Here is a 17462-nt window from a genome sequence, read left to right as displayed (position 1 = left end):
GCACCTTGTTTGTCATCGGCACGGATTCAATCGGGCAGCGCGCGCAGCGCGAAGCCTGCGGCGCACCATTCGGGCAGCAGGGCGGCGAGCGCCTGAGTGGTCAGGTCGCTGTCGTCGTGCATCAGCACGACGTCACCGGCAACGGGTGGCTGTGCACGGATCGTCGCCAGCATGCGCTCGAGCGGTTCGCGACGGTAGTCCAGGCTATCGTAGGACCAGTAGGCCATGCGCCGGCGCTGGCGCAGGAAACGCAGCAACAAGGTTGGAGGAAAGCGTCCGGATGGCGGCCGGAAGGAGATCGGTCGACCGCCGTTGTACGCACCGATCACGCGATCAGTGCGCTCGATCTGCTCGCACTGCTCCGCCGGTGGAATCCGCAGGAACGATGGATGATCCCAGGAGTGGTTGCCGAAGGCATGCCCCTCGTCGGCGATGCGCTGCATGAGCCCGGGATTCCGCTCGGCCTGGCTGCCGAGCACAAAGAACGTCGCCTTCGCCTTGTAACGTGCGAGCAGGTCGAGCACCGCTGGGGTATGCCCGGGATTTGGGCCATCGTCGAAGGTCAGGTACAGGGACTGGCCAGTCGCCGGGGCCCTGGTCAGCATGAGGCGCCCCGGCAGCCAGCGCAGCAGCAGGATCTTCCTCGGCCTGGGATTCATCGCTCTCCTCCGTTGTTGGCACCGCGATCCCCTGCACGCGTCGCCCCGTCATCACCCAGTCTGCCGACCACGTGCCGCCCCCTCAACCGCTGGTGCAGGATACCCGGCATCGATGGCGCATCGTCGCAGGGATGCCCTGATCAACCCCACAACGGCGTCACTGACCTGTGCGGGCGCAGGTCAAGGCGCGATGGCGAAGACAGACTGCCCGTCTGTCGAACCGGCGCAAGGCCGAGCCGCGCCCGCACAGGACGGCCCCAACCTCTTGATTCCCAAAGACGCGGTGACATCCGCAAGGCCTGCAGCGCGGCGTGCGCGGCTCGTCCAGGCAACCAGTCTGCACTTCGTCACGCCCATCCCGCTGCGAACCTTGCCGATGTCATGACGCCACTGCGGGATCGATCCGAGCATCCCTCAGCGGCGTACCGACGCATACAGCGCGTCATAACGTTGAGCCATGGTAGCGACCGACGCGTCGGCGAGCGCCCAAGTCCGGCCCGCTGCACCGAGCCTAGTGGCGAAGGAGACATCTCCGAGCAGGCGCACCAGTGCCCGTGCAAGCGCAGGTCGGTCTCCCGGTGGCACGAGCAGGCCGTTGACGCCGTCACGCACGATCTCACCATTGCCACCAACCATCGTTGCCACAATCGGCAGCGCGCTTGCACAGGCCTCGAGCAGGGCGATCGAGTAGCCCTCGGTCATGGACGGCAGGACAAACACATCCAAGCCGCGCAGCAGGACATCGACATCGCTGCGGTCACCGAGCAGGAACACGCGATCTTCAAGCCGTCGCTCGGCGATCAGCGCCGCGAGCTCACCGCGCAGGGCGCCGTCGCCAGCGATGACGAGGGCTGCATCGACACCATCCGCCCGCATGTCCGCAAAGGCATGGATCAGACCCACATGGTCCTTGACCGGGTTGAGCCGCCCGACCGTACCGATCAAGCGAGTGCCGTTGCTGAGCCCGAGCGTGTCGAGCAGAGCCGCACGCGCCTCGTAGGAACGTGCCGCGAAACGCTCGACGCGAATACCGTTGGGCACCGCCACGAGCTTCGATCCGGGCAACGCGCCGCTGCGTTCGAGATCGATCCGCGCCGCCTCGCAGACCGTCGCCACCGCGTCGGTGTATGGCATCGTTCGCCGAAACAACCTCTCGCGCCGGCTCGCCGTATCCAGCGCGCCCATGCCGTGGCGCGTGTTGACGCGACAGCGCAGACCCAGGCCGGCGGCAGCAGCCATGGCATGGTAGTGCGCGGTGGCATTGTGTGTATGCAGGACATGCGCTCCGCGCAGATGCCTGCGCAGGCGCCATAGCACGCCGAGTTCGAGGCCGCCGCGCTTGCCGCAGGCGTGTACCGGCGCGCCGTGCGCCTCGGCCTCGTCAGCGAGCTGGCCACGTTCGAACAGGCAGACGATCCGCACGTGATCACCGCGTGCAACCTGGGCGGTGGCGAGATCGATCACGGCGCGCTCGAGGCCCCCGCGCTCGAGATTTTCGACGACGTGAATGATCTTCATGCGCCGCAGCACCTCACCGCAGTTCGCAGATGGCGACGCGGTACTTGCCGCTCGCACTGGCCGGGATGTCGTCGACGACATGGAAGCGCAATTTCATCGACTCGCCGATCACGTTTTCAAGCAGCCTGCGGATCTGCTCGAGCGTCGCCTCACCGAATCCATCGCCCGGCACAAGCCGAATGTCGAGCGCGTCCGATTCACGCTGCACGACCTGGTAGCGCTTGACCGAAAGCACATCCAGGAATGCATACACGATGTATTCGCCAGGCAGCAGATGACCAGCCGGCGTGCGCAAGGTATCAAGCCGGCGTCCGTCGATGCGCTCGAGCAGGGGCAGGCCTCGTCCGCAGGCGCAGGTTCGTCGCGATGGCGTCGCCATGTCGCCGTTGGCGTAGCGCAGCAGCGGCATGCCGAAGTTGTGCAAGTCGGTGACGATGACATCGCCTGATTCGCCACCCGCATGGCGGGCTTGCAGGTTGGCCAGTTCGACGTGCAGGTGGTCCGCCGTCGTGTGCAGGCCTTCTCGATGTGCGCATTCGCTCGCGATAAGCATGAACTCGCGGCAGCCGTACGTATCGTAGACGGGCGCTCCGAATACTTCCTCGAGCAGGGCACGCTGCGGCGCATGCAGGGCCTCGGCGGCACCGAGCACGGCGTGTGGACGATGCGGCTTGCGACCCTGTGCGCGCAGCCATTCGGCAAGACGGACGAGTGGACCGACGTAGCCGACGATGATTTCGGGTCGCGAACGTTCGATCGCCGCCGCGTACTCGGGCAGGTTGTCTGCACTCATGAGGAACGCGTTGAGCATGTGACGATTGAACGCTGCGTGGTAGAGGCGGTCCTTCCATGCCCGTCGCGCCGACGCGTGAGTGATCGGCGCGCCCCACAGATACAGCGTGCGCCGCCCCATGCGTGCACCCGCCCAGGAATAGCCACGCCACATCGCCGCGATACGCCTTTCGTAGCTCTCGCGCGTGTAGCCGAACCGCAGTGGCTCCCCGGTCGAGCCACCGGTCGTCTTGTAACTCAGGCACCCGCGCCAGGAACGGGCGTGCAGGTCGTCGAAATTTGCGCGGATCTCCTCTTTGCCGAGCACCGGCAGACGCGCGAACGCGGCCTCGTCGCGGATATCGCCCGGCTCGAGCCCGAGTTCGCGCCAGCGGCGCCGATAGTACGGGACCTCCTCCCAGCAATGCGCCAGCAGGCGCTCGAGCTTCTTCCAGCGCAATGCCCCCAGCTCGTCGGCCGAGAGCCACTGGTTGCGCTCGGCCTCGGCCAGGTAGGCCAGGGTGCTGCGTCGGCGCAGTACGCTCTCGTAGAGCGGGAACAAGACATGACGAAACAGGCCTTCGTACACGCTGCTCATGGCACACCCTGATTGGTCGGCTCGCGCCCCGACCAGGCGAGCAGGCGCGCGAGCGCCCGTGGACGGCCGCGTGCATAGCGCTGATGCAACTGTGTCAGGTGTTCGATGTCGCCGCTGCTCCAGCAGCGCAGCACGAGGCTCAGCAATGCATAGATGGCGGCCATCAGCGAACCCGCGACGAGTAAGGTCGGCAGGGGTCGCCAGTGGCCGAGCAGCGGCACCAGCATCGCCGCAGAAATCACGGCGGCAGCGAGGATGCGCAACAAGCGCCACCACTCCAGCGACATGCCGACCGAGCGGATCGCGAGGACGAAGATCGCGGCAGCGTTGACGATGGCGACGGCGAGATAGGCCACGGTCGCGCCACGCAGTCCCCACGCGCGGATCAGCACCACGTCGAGGGCGATCTTGAGCACGCCGCAGGCAACCACGAGGGCAAGGATCGTGCCCTGGCGATCCGCGCTGACGAGCAGGCTCGAACCGCCTTGCGATGCCGTCGTCAATGCGCATGCGGCGAGACAGACAGCGAATACCGGGATCGCCGGTGCGTAGGCCTGGCCGTACATGAGCACGATGATCGGCCCGCTGAACACCGCGCCGAACGCTGCGAGTGGTGCAGCCAGCAGCATCAGGTAGCTGGTCGAGGCGACGAAGCGGCGCGCGGCGATGTCGCGCCCCCGACTCAAGGCGTTTGCCATCATCGGCAGCAGCAGCGCACCGATCACTCCCGGCACGAGCATCGCCGCCCCCGCGGCGAGCTGGTAGGCGACCTTGAACTGGCCAGCGGCCGCCGCATCGGAATACAGGTTGAGGAAGAACACTTCGACCTCGCTGGCGACGAGGAAGCCGACCGTGACGGTCACCGCGACCAGTCGCATGTGGCGACGCAGGCGGCGCAGCAGCTCCTGCGGCAGTATCACCCCGGCCGGTGCCGACGGAATCAGCGGCCGCGTGCGGGAGTGCGACATCCCCCAGAACACCAAGCTCGAAACGAGGAACACGACAAGCAAGGCCATGACCTCCGCGTCGAGCCACCAGGCGAAGACGACCATAGCAAGGTTCAACGGCGTCGCCACCAGCGCGATGACCGCGGTCGCGCGAAAATCCTCGAAACCTTTGGCCACGCCGATGTTGAGCATGTACTGTGCGCGCAAGGCGATCGCGATGACGAAGAACGCGTACAACAGAAGGTGGTTGAATCCTGGTGCAAAGTGCCCGCCTGCGAGACCGAACAGTACAGCGCCGGCCGCCAGCACGACGAACAGGAAGCCACGTTGCGCACGACGCAGATAGGCTATCGTCGGCTTGATCAGCTCTTCTTGCCCACCGCCACGAAGTTCGGCGACGAACTTGATGACCGCGCTCGCCGTTCCCGAATTGGTCATGGCAACGCCCATAGCGACCAGCCAGATGATCGCGCTGTAAGTGCCAAAATCAGCCGGGCCGAGATGGCGCGCAATGAAGATCGACGTCAGCATACCGAGCACGTACTCGGTATAGATGCCGATCGTCGAGAACAGGGTGTTGCGCAGCGCCTTGGAGCGGGTATTCATGAGGTCGCCAGCAGGAGCTTCACAATGATGTAGAGGCCGACGATGCTCGCCACCGCCAACGCGGGCCAACGCACGAGGTCACGCGCGAGGGAAAAGGTCGGAAGACCGGGCCAGCGGCGACGCATGCCGGTGTACCAGCCGACGACCACTGCGGCGAGAAGATACAGCAGGATCACGTAGCTGCGACTGAGGAAGAACGCAGTAGCGAGATAACCGACCTGGGACAGCAGCATGGTCATCGCCAGCGCGCGTTCGGATTTCCATTCAGCCGTCACGCGCGCATCGTCGCTGGGTTGCGGCGAATGGCGCAGCACGGCCAGGGACATCATCAGGCCGTAGCCAAGGAAGGCCAACCAGATCACGTAGCCGACAATGCCCATCTCGGCGATCACCAGCACGAACGAGTTGTGTGCGGTCAGGTTGGCGTTGTTGTCGGCGAAAAGGCCCGGGCCGATGCCGAACAACGGATGCGAGAGGAACATCTCCAAGCCGGTGTACCAGGCGTCGACGCGTCCAGCCGCGGAGGATTCACCGGCATCGAGCTCGCCAAGGCGCGATGGCAAGGCCACCAGTGCAGCGAGTGCTGCCACGCCGATGACACCGGCCCAGACGATACCGCGGCGCCTCCAGACCCAGACGCCGGTCACCACCAGCAGTGCAACCGCGGCCCCGCGCGAGGCGGTCAGATAGACCGCATACACGATCGCGGCCGCCGCGCCCCACCAAAACAGGCGCCTTAGACCAGCCCAGCCACCGCGCGACGACAGGAACAGGGCCATCGGCAGCACAATCAGGAACAGCATGCCGAGGTCGTTGGGATCGTTGAAGATGCCGACGTACTGGATGCGCGTGCCCTGCGACAGGCCGATGCCGGTCCAGCCCTCGCCAAGCTCGGCCTGCTCGATACCGTGCGCCGCGAGTACCAGGCCGCACAGCGCGAATACGGCCAGAAGCATCAGCAGGCGTTCGCGCCCCGCTGCGACGTGGCTCAACACGAAGAAGGCGAGCACGGCCGGACCGAACGTGGTCAGCTCCTCAAGTGCACCACCCGCCCAGCCATTGACGAGATGGGAGGCCATCTGGGCGAGCAGAAAGGCGGGCAGTAGCAGATTCTGTGGTGCAGACAGATCCTTGTCGCGCGCCGGCAGCCAGCACAGGAAGGCGAGAACCAGCGCAATCGGCTGGAACGGGATGCCCGATCCTGCCCATTCCGGGTAATCCTGCGGGCGAATCAGGACGAGGATGATGTAGACGAGGATGAAGAAGTACATGCGCGGCGACAACTCAACCGACGCGTCGCCGCGATGGATAGCTGAACGCTTCCGGCAGGCCAACCAGCGCGGCGAACCAGGCCTCGTCCATATGCCGCTCGACAGCAAGGCGGCGCAACGCGAACGGTTCGGCGGGTGGCAGCCTGTTGGTGCCGGACACGTAGCTGCAACCAAGTGCATAGCCTGCCTCGCGTACCGCTGCGAGCACCTGTCCGTCATAGGCATCGAAGCCGCCGACCGGATAGGAAATGACCTCGCACGGGGCGCCGAGTGCCGCACCGATCGCCTGCCGAGAGGCAATCACTTCGGCCCGCATCGACGCATCGTCGAGGCGTGCCAGCATGTGGTGCCAGACGCCGTGCGATCCGACTTCCATGCCGGCTGCGTGCATTTCGCGCAGTTGATCCCAAGACATCGGCCGGCAGTCGGCGTGGCCACGCGCACGTGGGATGTTCCACTGCACTTCGAGCCGGGCGATCACCGCCCCCTGCACCTCAGCCGGCACTGCCTTCATGCGGTCGAGCACGGCCGCGCCGAGCAGGCGCCGCTGAACGCGCGTTTCCGGCAGGTCGATGTCGAGGTCGAGTTCATCGATGCGCAGGTTCTGGACGGGCACCGTGAGCAGCATGTGCACGAACCAGTCGTAAGCATAGGCGAGACCGCTTTCGATGTGACCGGTGGAAACGAAGAACATCGCCGGAACGCCGAGTTCACGCAGGATCGGGAACGCGCAGCGATAGTTGTCGTCATAGCCGTCGTCGAAGGTGACGATAACTGCACGCGGCGGCAATGGCGGACCGCCATCCAGCGCCGCGGCCACGTCGGCAAAACGCACCGGGTTGAAGCGTTCACGCAGCAGACGCATTTGCGCGCGGAAACCCGTGCGCGAGGCGCTGACCAGGTCGAGGTCGAAGTCGAACGCATCCTCGTCGTCGACGTCGAGCACGCGGTGATAGGCGACGATGCACAGATCACCGGCGAGGGCATGGCGCAGGCGCGACAACGGCCCGAGCAGGCGCAGGGCGTGCAGGGTGTCGGCGACGAAACGGCGCCGGCTCGACCGCCCCACACGCAGGTGACGATCCGACATCAGCGCAGCCATGCGCGACCCGGACTCTGGCGCAAGACCATCGCGCGACCACACGACCGATCGTCACCCTGCAATGTGTGCATGTCGGGAAATCTCCGTCGCGTGCGCCGCTCCCCCTGCCGGATCGGGCCGGATACCACGCACGAATCCGTGCAAGCATGCACGCCGAACTGCGACAAAGTCCACAGCACGATAAGATGGCGCCTGGCAGGGGTGGACCTGGCGCCAGTCACGCAGGTTTGCCCTCCCCCATCCAAGGATCCTGCAATGTTCGGCAAGGCCAAGGCGCTGCTCAGGAAGATCAAACGCCGCTCGTGGATGAAGTACGCGCTGCGCGGCGTAGGCGGCAATGACAACTTCGAGCGTCTCGACCTTGCCTATGCAGTCGAGGATCCATGGAACATGGATTCACCCACCGAACAGGCCCGCTTCGAGGCAACCAACCGCATCATCGAACGTGAATTCGGCCGCGTTGGCAGTCTGCTCGAACTCGGCTGCGGAGAAGGCCATCAGAGCATGCATCTCTCCCGCCTGGCTGAATGCAGCTACGGGCTCGATGTCAGTCCCAAGGCGGTCGAGCGCGCGCGTCTGCGCCTTCCGCAGGCTCACTTCGCCGCCGCCGACATCTTCGGCCAGCCGTGGAGCGACGAGGTCGCGCGCTTCGACCTGGTCACCGCCTGCGAGGTGCTCTACTACCTTGGTGACGTGGAGGCCACGCTGGCACGCATGTCGACGATCGGCCGCGCCTGCCTGGTGACGATCTTCGCCCCAGCCGCGCGCCGTGTTGGTCCGCACCTGGACCGCATTCCGGGCCTGCGCAAGGACTGGATCTGGCACGGCGGCACGGTGTGGCTGGTCGCCTGGTGGCACAATGACTGAGGCGCGGGCGCCGTTCGGCGGGCGCGGCATCGTCTATTTCGGCAACGACTGGTTCGCCGAGAACCGCACGAGCAGCCACCACATCGCCGCGCGTCTCGCCCGACACGTGCCCTTGCTCTACGTGAGCTCTCCCGGGATGCGTGCACCACAGGCCAGCGGGCGCGACCTGCGTCGCCTGCTGCGCAAGCTCGCCGCCAGCCTGAGGCCGCCCCAGCGCATCGCCGACGGACTGTGGCATTGCACGGTGCCGCAATTGCCGTTCCGCGGCCTGCCCGGCGTCGACACGCTCAACCGCCTGTTCGGCGCCTGGGCCGTGCGCCGCGCGCTGCGCAAGGCGGGTATAGGACCGCGCATCGCCTGGTTCGTCGTGCCGCACCCAGGTTTCCTCGCCGGCCGCCTTGGCGAGGACTATTGCGTCTACTACTGCATCGATGACTATGCCGCCCATCCCGGCGTCGACGCCGAGCGCATCGGCCACCGCGATGCAGAACTGTGCCGGCACGCCGATCTCGTATTCGTAGCTCCACCGACCCTGGTCGAAAGCAGGCGCGCGCTCAATGCGAACACCGAGTTCTCGCCGCATGGGGTCGACGTCGAGCTGTTCGCGCGCGCTGCCGAGGCGGACACGCCGCTCGCCGAAGGCGCACGCGGGCTCGCTGCACCGGTCATCGGCTACTTCGGCTCGCTGCACGAATGGATCGACTTTGGGCTCATCGAATGGCTAGCCCGACAGCGTCCGCAATGGAACTTCCTGCTGGTTGGACACGTCGCTGCCGATGTCGGCGACCTGGACACCCTTGCCAATGTCCACCTCGTCGGCGCACAGCCGTACGCGAGCCTGCCGTCATGGGCGAAGGCTTTCGACGTCGCCATCATTCCGTATCGACTCAATCGCCAGGTTGCCAACGCCAATCCACTCAAGCTGCGCGAGTACCTCGCTACCGGAAAACCCGTGGTCAGCGTGCGCAACACCGAGATCGAGCGCTTCGGCAACCTCGTGCGCATCGCCGATACCCGCGAGGAGTTTCTCGCAGCGCTCGAAAGCGCGCTCGTATCCGACAGCATCGACGCCGCGCGGGCACGCCGTGCCGCGGTCGCCGACCAGACCTGGGACCGCCGCGTCGATGCCATCGTCGCGCGCGTCGAACAGGGTCTTGGGCAACGCTCCACCCCGCATTCCCTGTGATGGACTCTCAATGAACACCAGCTCTTCTCCACGCCTGCGCGTCGCCCTCGTCGGTGCCGGCTACGTCGCCGGCCACCACCTCGCCGCACTGAAGCGTCTCGATTTCGTCGACGTGGTCGGCCTGTGCGATGCCAACCTGGAGGCTGCCAAGGCGCTCGCTCAGCGCCACGGCATCACCACGGTCACACACGATCTTGCCGGCCTTGCCGAGCAGCGACCACAGGCCATCTACGTGCTTACACCGCCTGCCACGCACGCAACACTCGCCCTCGCTGCACTCGACATGGGTTGCGGGGTGCTGGTCGAGAAGCCGATGGCCGACAGCATCGCCGACTGCGAAGCGATGATCGACAAGGCACGCGAAAAGGGGCTGATCCTCGGAGTCAATCATTCCGACCTGCTCGACCCGGTGGTCATGCGTGCACTCGCTGCGGTGCGCGCCGGGCGAATCGGCGAGGTGGTTTCGGTCGATATCCTGCGCAGTTCGGAATATCCGGCCTATGCGGGCGGTCGCCTGCCGGGCCAGGTCGCGCAGGGTTCGTATCCGTTCCGCGACCTCGGCGTGCACGCGCTGTACACGCTCGAAGCCTTCCTCGGACCGCTGCGCAACCTCAGCGTGCAGTATCAATCCAGTGGTCGCGACCCCAACCTGCGCTTCGATGAATGGCAAGGCCGGGTCGAAGGCGAAGGCGGCTTCGGTCGCCTGTTGCTGTCGTGGAACGCACGACCGATGGAGAACCGTATCGTCGTGCGCGGCACGCACGGCCACATCGAGGTGGACCGTTTCCTGCAGGTCTGCCGTATCCACCGCGTGCTGCCCGGACCGAAGTTCGTCGGCATCGTGCTGAATACCGTCCTCGGCGCAGCCGCGGACGTGTTCCGCGTGCCATGGAACGTGGTGCGCTTCGCCACCGGACTGCTGAAACCCTCGCCCGGCATCCAGAAGGGCGCAGCCGATTTCGCCCACGCCGCACGCGACAACGCACGCCCACCGTTCAGCGGCGACGACGCGCTGCGCATGATGCGCCTGCTCGAACCCGTCTGCACCGACGCCGATGCCGAGCGCAGCGCGGAGATCGAGGCGCGCTTCGCACCGCTCGCGCCGGCCGATGCACTGGTCACCGGCGCTGCCGGTTTCGTCGGCCGCGCCGTCGTCACCGCGCTGCGTGCACGCGGACAGCGCGTCCGTGTGCTCGTACGCAGGCCGATCGCGGCCTGGGTCGGCGACGAAGGCATCCAGATGGTAGTCGGCGATCTCGGCGATCCACGCGCGGTCGATCACGCGGTAGCCGGAGCCGGCATCGTGTATCACGTCGGTGCGGCGATGCGCGGCAGCCCACGCGACTTCGAGGCTGGCACCACTTGGGGAACGCGCAATGTCATCGAAGCCTGCCTCACCCACGCGACCTCACGACTCGTCTACGTGAGCTCGATGAGTGTGCTCGACCACGCCGGCCGCGTCGAAGGTTCAGTACTGACCGAAGCCTCCGCCTACGAGCCACAGGCACAGCGCCGTGGCGCCTACACACAGACCAAGCTAGCTGCCGAACAAGCCGTGCGCGCGGCAATCCGTGATCGCGGCCTTCCTGCCGTGATCATCCGACCCGGCCAGATCTTCGGCCCCGGTGCCGAAAAGGTCACACCGAATGCGGTTGTCGCCCTCGCCGGGCGCTGGCTGGCCATCGGCGAAGGCACGCAGACCTTGCCACTGGTTTACGTCGACGATGTCGTCGACGCCCTGCTGCTCGCCGGAGAAGCCAACGTCACCGGCGAACTGTTCAACATTGTCGATCCAGTTGAAATCACCCAGCACGAATACCTCGAGCGTGCCAAGCGCAAGCTGGGCGCTGAACTGAAACTGGTGCGCGTGCCGAAGAGGCTTTTCCTGCTGCTGGCGTTCGGTGTCGAGCAGCTCGGCCGGTTGCTGCGCCGCGAAGTGCCGCTGACGCGCTACCGCGTGCACTCGCTGAGGCCGTTGGCGAACTTCGACCACACTGCGGCGCGTTCGCGCCTCGGTTGGACACCGCGCGTGGGTGTGCGCCGCGGCCTCGACCTTACCTTCGGCTCCTGAGCCCCTGCCTCCCACGGGTTGTTGCACGAGCGGTGACGGCGCGGGAGACGGGGCACCCTGGTCAGTTGGACGACGACTCGAGGCCAGCATCCGCACCTGCCGGGACCGAGAGATGCCGTTTCCACCAGGCGCGGATCCGGCGCATCGCCGGCCGCTCGACGCAGAAGGTGAGCAGTGCAGCGAGGCCGCTGACCAGCAGGGCGGCGAGGACCGAGGCAGGACCCGCGTGCAGGCCCAGCCGCTCGAACTGCCAGATCAGGCTGAATCCGATCGCCTGATGCAACAGGTAGAGCGAATAGGAAATCGTGCCGAGGAAGGCAAACGGCGCGAAACGCAGCCAACGCAGCCAGCCGCAGATGAACGCCGCGAAAACGGCCGTGCAGGCCAGCGCAACGACAGCGAAGACCGGTTGGTAGGCGAGCGCAATCGCCACCAGGGCGAGCACGATCAGAACGGCATCCACTCGCCTTTCCGAGGGATACACGCGCAACCGATAGAACAGGATGCCGAGCGCGAAGAACGGGATGTAGCGCAGGATCAGCAGTTCGCGCACGAGGTACGAGAAGTGCTCCCCATGTTTCATGGCCAGCCCGTAAGCCGTGGCAAGCAGCAGCCAGCCGACGATGATCCAGCGAATTCGCCGAAGCAGGCCGACGACGAACCAGAACAGCATCTGCACGTAAAAGAACAGTTCGACCTCGAGGGTCCAATACGAACCGTCGAGGTGTTTGCCCCCCAGGAAGTCCTGGATCATCGTGAAGTCGAGCATCACGTCCACCCACGGTATGCGCTGCGATGGCATGCCGATCGTGTAGACGACCGCCGCGCTCAACAGGATCGCGACCCAGTAGGCGGGGAACAGTCGCGAGAACCGCGAGACGACGAAGTCGAGTGCCGTGCGCGTGCGCTCAAGCGTCATGAAGATGACGAAGCCGCTGATCAGGAAAAACAGATGGACGCCGTAGTTGCCAAAGGCGAGCGATGGCAGCGGCCCACCGGTGTGGCCGTAGTACTGGTCGTACAGCGTCGTGTAGTGGAAGCCGACGACCGCCAGCGCGGCGAGCCCGCGCAAGGCATCGAGTTCGACCATGCGTGGTGCGGACGACGGATCGGTTTGCATGGAACCTCTCCCGGGACGGTTGCGCGTGCGCGGAGGGCATCATACGCATGTTGCGCTACGGCAGGAGCATGGGCGCCACCGCACCGGGGGATGTCGCGAACGACAACGCCACCCGTACCCCGCCGCAGTACCGTGTCTGACCACCGATCCAGGGCATGGCGAACGACCGCGACCGCAACGGATACAATCCCGCATACCGCAGCCCCGGCCGAAGCATGCGCATCCTCGTCGTCACCTCGCAGTTCCCCATCGCCGGCGAACCGACACGCGGGCGACCGATCCTGCAGACCGTACGCGAGCTGTCGCGTCTCGCCGAAGTGCGCGTGCTGAGTCCAGTGGCGCGCTATCCGCGCTGGGCGCAGCCGCGTAGCTACCTGTTCCGCGATCCGGGCACCGGCATCGAACTCCCCGGCATCGACGTCGAGTTCGTGACGTACCCGGCCTTGCCCGCGTTGAGCCGCCCGTTCAACGGCCGCCTTTGTGCACACGCGATCGCGCGACCAGCGACGCACTTCCACCCCGACGTCGTGCTCGCGTACTGGCTGTATCCCGATGCCTGGGCTGCGCGACGCGTCGCGCGGCGCATCGGCGCGGCCTTCGTCGCCGGAGCTCGCGGCTCCGACATCCGCGTGCGCGACGCCGTCAGCCGCGCGCTGACCAAGCCCGTCGTGCGCGACGCTGACCGCCTGCTCGTGGTCAGCACCGACCTTGGTCGTCTCGCCGTGGCCGACTACGGTGCCGACCCGGCGCGCGTGCGCGTGATCGCCAACGGTTGCGATGCAACCGTGTTCCACCGCCGCGAGCGTGGGCCGGCGCGCGCCGCGAACGGCGTCGCCGACGATGCCGAGCTCCTGCTCTACGTCGGCCGCCTCGTTGCCGAGAAAGGCCTGCGCGAACTCGTCGAAGCAGTGCGTGCGTTGCGCATGACGCATCCATGCGCGCAGCTCGTCCTGGTCGGCGACGGCCCGCTGCGCGGCGAACTCGAAACGCTCGCCGCCGACCCCGCCAACGGCCTGCGTCTCGCCGGCGCGCAGCCACCCGCCGAAGTCGCCCGATGGATGGCCGCAGCCAACCTCATCGCCCTGCCGAGCTGGTCGGAAGGCCATCCAAACGTACTCGTCGAGGCACTCGCCTGCGGGCGACCGGTGCTGTCCTGCCCAGTCGGCGGCGTGCCCGAGGTCGTCGATGCCGACTGCGGGGTCCTCGTGCCACCCCGTGACACGCTCGCGCTCGCGGCGGGCCTGGGCAACGCGCTTGATCGCGCCTGGGACGAAACCGCGCTGTCGGCACGCTTCTCGCGTGGTTGGGACGACGTCGCCCGCGACACGCTCAGCGCGTGCCGCGAAGCACACGCCTTGCATTCATCCTCGACCATCCTGCAGCCGGAGTAACCCCCGACGTGTGTGGAATAGCCGGCTTCAGCGGTCCCGATGTGCGCGCCGATGCCGCGCGTCCTGTGCTCGACACGATGATCCACACCCTGCACCACCGCGGTCCGGATGGCTACGGCTTCCATGCCGCGGACGGCATTGGCCTCGCCCATGCGCGGCTGTCGATCATTGACCTTGCCACGGGCGATCAGCCCATCCACAACGAAGCAGGCGACGTGTGGACCGTGTTCAATGGCGAGATCTTCAACTACATCGAGCTGCGCGAGGCACTCGTTGCCCAGGGGCACGTGTTCTACACGCAGTCCGACACCGAAGTGATCGTGCACCTGTACGATCGCTACGGCGACGACTTCGTCGACCACCTCAATGGCCAGTTCGCCATCGCCCTATGGGACGCACGTCGTCGACGCCTCGTGCTCGCGCGCGACCGCGCCGGCATCCGACCGCTGTTCCACACCCACGCGCGCGGCCGCGTCTGGTTCGCCTCCGAGATCAAGACCTTGCTCGCCGTGCTGCCGGAACGCGCCACGCTCGACCCGCGCGGCCTCGCCGAGGCGTTGACGTACTGGGCCCCGGCCGACCCCGACACCGCCTTCAGCGGCGTGCACAGCCTGCCGCCCGGTCATCGCCTCGCGATTGAGGCCGACGGCACGGAAACGCTCACGCAATACTGGGACTGGCGCTTCCCCGCGCGTGGAGCCGCGCCGGCCTTCACCTCGGTCGAGGACGCCACTGCCGAGTTGCGCGCCCTCCTCGTCGACGCCGTGCGCCTGCAGTTGCGCGCCGACGTGCCGGTCGGAGCCTATCTGAGTGGTGGCCTCGACTCGTCCGGCATCGTCGCCATGATCCGCGGTTTCACCGACACGCCGGTGCGCACGTTCTCGGTTGCCTTCGAGGATGCCGAGTTCGACGAGAGCGAGCACCAGCAGGCGATGGTGCGTCATCTTGGCACCGATCACACCACGCTGACGGTGTCGCGCGTCGAGATCGGGGAAGCGTTCCCGCGCCTCGTGCGCCATGCCGAGGCTCCAGTGCTGCGTACGGCACCGGTGCCGATGATGCTGCTGTCGGCACGCGTGCGTGCGGAAGGCTACAAGGTCGTACTGACCGGCGAAGGCGCCGACGAGGTGTTCGGCGGTTACGACCTGTTCCGCGAAGCAAAGGTGCGTCGCTTCTGGGCACGCCAACGCGAATCGCGCTTCCGTCCGCTGCTCCTGGGTCGGCTGTACGGTTACCTCGAAAACTCACCGGTGCGCAACCCGGCCTTCGCGCAGTCATTCTTCGGCCAGGGCCTCGAACACCTCGATCGTCCGATCTTCGCCCATGTGCCGCGGTGGACCACTTCACAGCGCGCGCTCAATTTTCTTTCATCCGAGCTGCGTGCCAGCCTCGGCCCATGGGATCCGCTCACGTTTTACGAGCAACGCCTGCCACCGGACATCGACGACTGGCGTCCGCTTGCGCGTGACCAGTATGTCGAGGCGAAGTCCCTGCTCGCCGCCTACCTGCTCGCCGCCCAAGGCGATCGCGTGGCCGCTGCCAACTCGGTCGAGGGGCGCGTGCCCTACCTCGACCATCGCGTCATCGAGTTCGGCAACCGTCTGCCCGAGCACTACAAGGTGCGCGGCATGACCGAAAAATACCTGCTGCGCCGTGCGCTGGCCGATTTGCTGCCAGCCGACATCGTCGCGCGCACCAAGCAACCGTATCGTGCCCCCGACAGCGCGAGCTTCTTCGTCGACGGCAAGGCTCCCGACTATGTCGACGATCTGCTCTCCGCCGAACGACTGCGCAAGGCTGGATACTTCGATGCCGGCATGGTCGGTCGCCTCGTCGACAAATGCCGCACCGGCAAGGCTACCGGCTTCGCCGACAACCAGGCCTTCGTCGGCATCCTCTCGACGATGCTGCTCGACGAGCATTTCGTGCACTCACGGGATCAAACCCCACCGGCGTGACCCCCGCCTCGAGGTGTGCAACGAACCGATTCGCCTGCGCAGCCGCACGCCCATCACAAGGATGTCGGCGGCATGGCGCGTGGCCAACATGACAGTTCATCGACGTTGCCGATCCGATCGGACGAACGTCCGACAGGTACGTCGATGTCAGGATCGAAGATACCGGGCTCGAACGCAGACATCTGCTGCCCCGGGCCCCGGCACACGCGCCGGGGCGCTCACGGGACTCTCAGGTCCAGACGCAGCAACTTGCCGTTCGGCGCGTCGGTCAGCACGTAGACGCGCCCGTCCGGGCCGACGCGCACGTCACGGATGCGTTCGTTGCGTTGTGTGAGCAGGCGTTCCTCGCCGACGATGCGGTCGCCATCGAGTTCGAGGCGGATCAGGCTGGTGCCAGCGAGCGCCCCGAGGAACAGGCTGCGCCGCCAGGCGGGAATGCGATCGGCCGCATAGAAGGCCATGCCGCTCAGTGCCGGCGACACCGGCCAGTAATGGTGCGGCTGCTCCATGCCGTCCTTCGCCGTGCCCTCGGCTTCTGGGATGGTGAGGCCCGAGTAGTTGATGCCCCAGGTGATGATCGGCCAGCCATAGTTCTTTCCCGCCTCGGGGATGTTGATCTCGTCACCACCCTTGGGGCCGTGCTCGCTCGTCCACAGCCTGCGCGTGACCGGGTGCAGCGCGGCGCCCTGCATGTTGCGGTGCCCGTAGGACCAGATTTCGGGGCGCACGCCGTCCCGCCCGAAGAATGGGTTGTCCTGCGGCACGCTGCCGTCGGCATGGATGCGCACGAGCTTGCCCTGCAGCTTGTCGAGTTCCTGCGCGGTCGGGCGCTTGTTGTTCTCGCCCTGGGTGACGAACAGATGACCGGCGTCATCGAAGACGAGGCGAGAACCTACGTGCGTGCCACTCGACAGCTTCGGCTCCTGACGGTAGATCACCTCGACCTCACGCAGCGCATGGCCGTCGAGACGGCCACGTGCGACCGCGGTGCCGGCAAGGTTGCCCCGCGCGTTCGGTTCAGCGAACGATATGTAGACCAGTCGGTCCTCGGCGAACTTCGGCGACAGGGCGACATCCAGCAGGCCGGCCTGGCCGTCGACAAAAATCTTCGGCAGGCCGCTGATCTCGGCTTCGGGTTTCGCATCCGTGCCCAGCAGGAGGAGGCGTCCCGGCTTTTCGGTGACGAGCATGCGTGCGTCCGGCAGGAAGACCAGAGCCCACGGGAACTCGAATCCGTGGGCGAGTTCCTCGACCACGAGGCGGCCACCTTCGGCGGCATACTCCTGCACCTTTCCCGATTCGGCGACGACGGACTGGGCGCGCGGTGGTGGGCTCTTCGCCGCACCGCAGGCAGCAAGAAAAAATGCCATCGCGAGAGCGGCAGTTGACAGACGGGC

General features: G+C 66.3%; 13 protein-coding genes. 5 read left to right on the top strand and 8 right to left on the bottom strand.

Features of this window, described 5'->3' with window-relative positions:
• Window positions 1-26: 26 nt before the first annotated feature.
• The 6 genes from KF907_RS05795 to KF907_RS05770 all read right to left on the bottom strand — a co-directional run bounded on the left by KF907_RS05795 (window position 27) and on the right by KF907_RS05770 (window position 7460).
• A complete protein-coding gene (locus KF907_RS05795) occupies window positions 27-659 on the bottom strand; it encodes a polysaccharide deacetylase family protein (protein ID WP_291218979.1) in 633 nt (210 codons plus the stop codon).
• Between the two features lie 414 nt (window positions 660-1073).
• The gene (locus tag KF907_RS05790; RefSeq protein ID WP_291218978.1) at window positions 1074-2177 is read right to left on the bottom strand and encodes a glycosyltransferase; all 1104 of its coding nucleotides are present in this window, start codon (window positions 2175-2177) and stop codon (window positions 1074-1076) included.
• A 13-nt stretch (window positions 2178-2190) separates the two neighbouring features.
• Complete coding sequence (locus KF907_RS05785) at window positions 2191-3546, bottom strand: phenylacetate--CoA ligase family protein (RefSeq protein ID WP_291218976.1); 1356 nt, start codon at window positions 3544-3546, stop codon at window positions 2191-2193.
• Complete coding sequence (locus KF907_RS05780; protein WP_291218975.1) at window positions 3543-5099, bottom strand: oligosaccharide flippase family protein; 1557 nt, start codon at window positions 5097-5099, stop codon at window positions 3543-3545. The genes KF907_RS05785 and KF907_RS05780 overlap by 4 nt, the downstream gene beginning before the upstream one ends.
• Window positions 5096-6370 carry an O-antigen ligase family protein gene (locus KF907_RS05775; RefSeq protein ID WP_291218974.1) on the bottom strand — a complete coding sequence of 425 codons (1275 nt, stop codon included), beginning with the start codon at window positions 6368-6370 and terminating at the stop codon, window positions 5096-5098. Before KF907_RS05775 ends, KF907_RS05780 begins: the two co-directional genes overlap by 4 nt.
• A 13-nt stretch (window positions 6371-6383) precedes the next feature.
• Window positions 6384-7460, bottom strand: coding sequence for a polysaccharide deacetylase family protein (locus KF907_RS05770; RefSeq protein ID WP_291218973.1), 1077 nt, complete (start codon window positions 7458-7460; stop codon window positions 6384-6386).
• A gap of 267 nt (window positions 7461-7727) precedes the next feature.
• Here KF907_RS05770 and KF907_RS05765 point away from each other — a divergent pair, with 267 nt between their 5' ends.
• Genes KF907_RS05765 through KF907_RS05755 form a run of 3 tightly spaced genes read left to right on the top strand, consistent with a single transcriptional unit; the run spans window position 7728 to window position 11596 of the window.
• Complete coding sequence (locus KF907_RS05765; protein ID WP_291218972.1) at window positions 7728-8339, top strand: class I SAM-dependent methyltransferase; 612 nt, start codon at window positions 7728-7730, stop codon at window positions 8337-8339.
• The gene (locus KF907_RS05760; protein ID WP_291218971.1) at window positions 8332-9525 is read left to right on the top strand and encodes a glycosyltransferase; all 1194 of its coding nucleotides are present in this window, start codon (window positions 8332-8334) and stop codon (window positions 9523-9525) included. The genes KF907_RS05765 and KF907_RS05760 overlap by 8 nt, the downstream gene beginning before the upstream one ends.
• Window positions 9526-9535: 10 nt before the next feature.
• Window positions 9536-11596 (top strand): NAD-dependent epimerase/dehydratase family protein, encoded by a 2061-nt coding sequence (locus tag KF907_RS05755; protein ID WP_291218970.1) that lies wholly within the window; start codon window positions 9536-9538, stop codon window positions 11594-11596.
• A 61-nt stretch (window positions 11597-11657) separates the two neighbouring features.
• On the opposite strand, the gene KF907_RS05750 is transcribed toward KF907_RS05755, so the two are convergent.
• On the bottom strand, window positions 11658-12716 hold the full coding sequence (locus KF907_RS05750) for an acyltransferase family protein (protein ID WP_291218968.1): 1059 nt from the start codon (window positions 12714-12716) through the stop codon (window positions 11658-11660).
• 215 nt (window positions 12717-12931) lie between these two features.
• Here KF907_RS05750 and KF907_RS05745 point away from each other — a divergent pair, with 215 nt between their 5' ends.
• Both KF907_RS05745 and asnB read left to right on the top strand, forming a co-directional pair.
• Window positions 12932-14107 carry a glycosyltransferase gene (locus KF907_RS05745; protein WP_291218966.1) on the top strand — a complete coding sequence of 392 codons (1176 nt, stop codon included), beginning with the start codon at window positions 12932-12934 and terminating at the stop codon, window positions 14105-14107.
• Window positions 14108-14115: 8 nt separating this feature from the next.
• A complete protein-coding gene (gene asnB, locus KF907_RS05740; RefSeq protein WP_291218965.1) occupies window positions 14116-16065 on the top strand; it encodes an asparagine synthase (glutamine-hydrolyzing) in 1950 nt (649 codons plus the stop codon).
• A gap of 218 nt (window positions 16066-16283) precedes the next feature.
• Here the strand turns inward: asnB and KF907_RS05735 are convergent, their stop codons facing one another.
• Entirely contained in the window at window positions 16284-17435 is a 1152-nt protein-coding gene (locus tag KF907_RS05735) for a PQQ-dependent sugar dehydrogenase (protein ID WP_291218963.1), read from the bottom strand.
• Between the last annotated feature and the right edge of the window lie 27 nt (window positions 17436-17462).

It is taken from the genome of Dokdonella sp., from assembly GCF_019634775.1.
Lineage (GTDB): Bacteria > Pseudomonadota > Gammaproteobacteria > Xanthomonadales > Rhodanobacteraceae > Dokdonella.
The sequence above is the reverse complement of the archived record's forward strand: the minus strand, read 5'-3'. Positions and strand labels throughout refer to the sequence as shown.

What these genes read in the sequence shown, in the direction of transcription:
- KF907_RS05735 (WP_291218963.1), bottom strand. Translation starts at nt 17,435, where the DNA reads ATGGCATTTTTTCTTGCTGCCTGCGGTGCGGCGAAGAGCCCACCACCG.
- KF907_RS05795 (WP_291218979.1), bottom strand. Translation starts at nt 659, where the DNA reads ATGAATCCCAGGCCGAGGAAGATCCTGCTGCTGCGCTGGCTGCCGGGG.
- KF907_RS05755 (WP_291218970.1), top strand. Translation starts at nt 9,536, where the DNA reads ATGAACACCAGCTCTTCTCCACGCCTGCGCGTCGCCCTCGTCGGTGCC.
- KF907_RS05790 (WP_291218978.1), bottom strand. Translation starts at nt 2,177, where the DNA reads ATGAAGATCATTCACGTCGTCGAAAATCTCGAGCGCGGGGGCCTCGAG.
- KF907_RS05745 (WP_291218966.1), top strand. Translation starts at nt 12,932, where the DNA reads ATGCGCATCCTCGTCGTCACCTCGCAGTTCCCCATCGCCGGCGAACCG.
- KF907_RS05780 (WP_291218975.1), bottom strand. Translation starts at nt 5,099, where the DNA reads ATGAATACCCGCTCCAAGGCGCTGCGCAACACCCTGTTCTCGACGATC.
- KF907_RS05775 (WP_291218974.1), bottom strand. Translation starts at nt 6,370, where the DNA reads ATGTACTTCTTCATCCTCGTCTACATCATCCTCGTCCTGATTCGCCCG.
- KF907_RS05750 (WP_291218968.1), bottom strand. Translation starts at nt 12,716, where the DNA reads ATGCAAACCGATCCGTCGTCCGCACCACGCATGGTCGAACTCGATGCC.
- KF907_RS05770 (WP_291218973.1), bottom strand. Translation starts at nt 7,460, where the DNA reads ATGTCGGATCGTCACCTGCGTGTGGGGCGGTCGAGCCGGCGCCGTTTC.
- KF907_RS05765 (WP_291218972.1), top strand. Translation starts at nt 7,728, where the DNA reads ATGTTCGGCAAGGCCAAGGCGCTGCTCAGGAAGATCAAACGCCGCTCG.
- KF907_RS05785 (WP_291218976.1), bottom strand. Translation starts at nt 3,546, where the DNA reads ATGAGCAGCGTGTACGAAGGCCTGTTTCGTCATGTCTTGTTCCCGCTC.
- KF907_RS05760 (WP_291218971.1), top strand. Translation starts at nt 8,332, where the DNA reads ATGACTGAGGCGCGGGCGCCGTTCGGCGGGCGCGGCATCGTCTATTTC.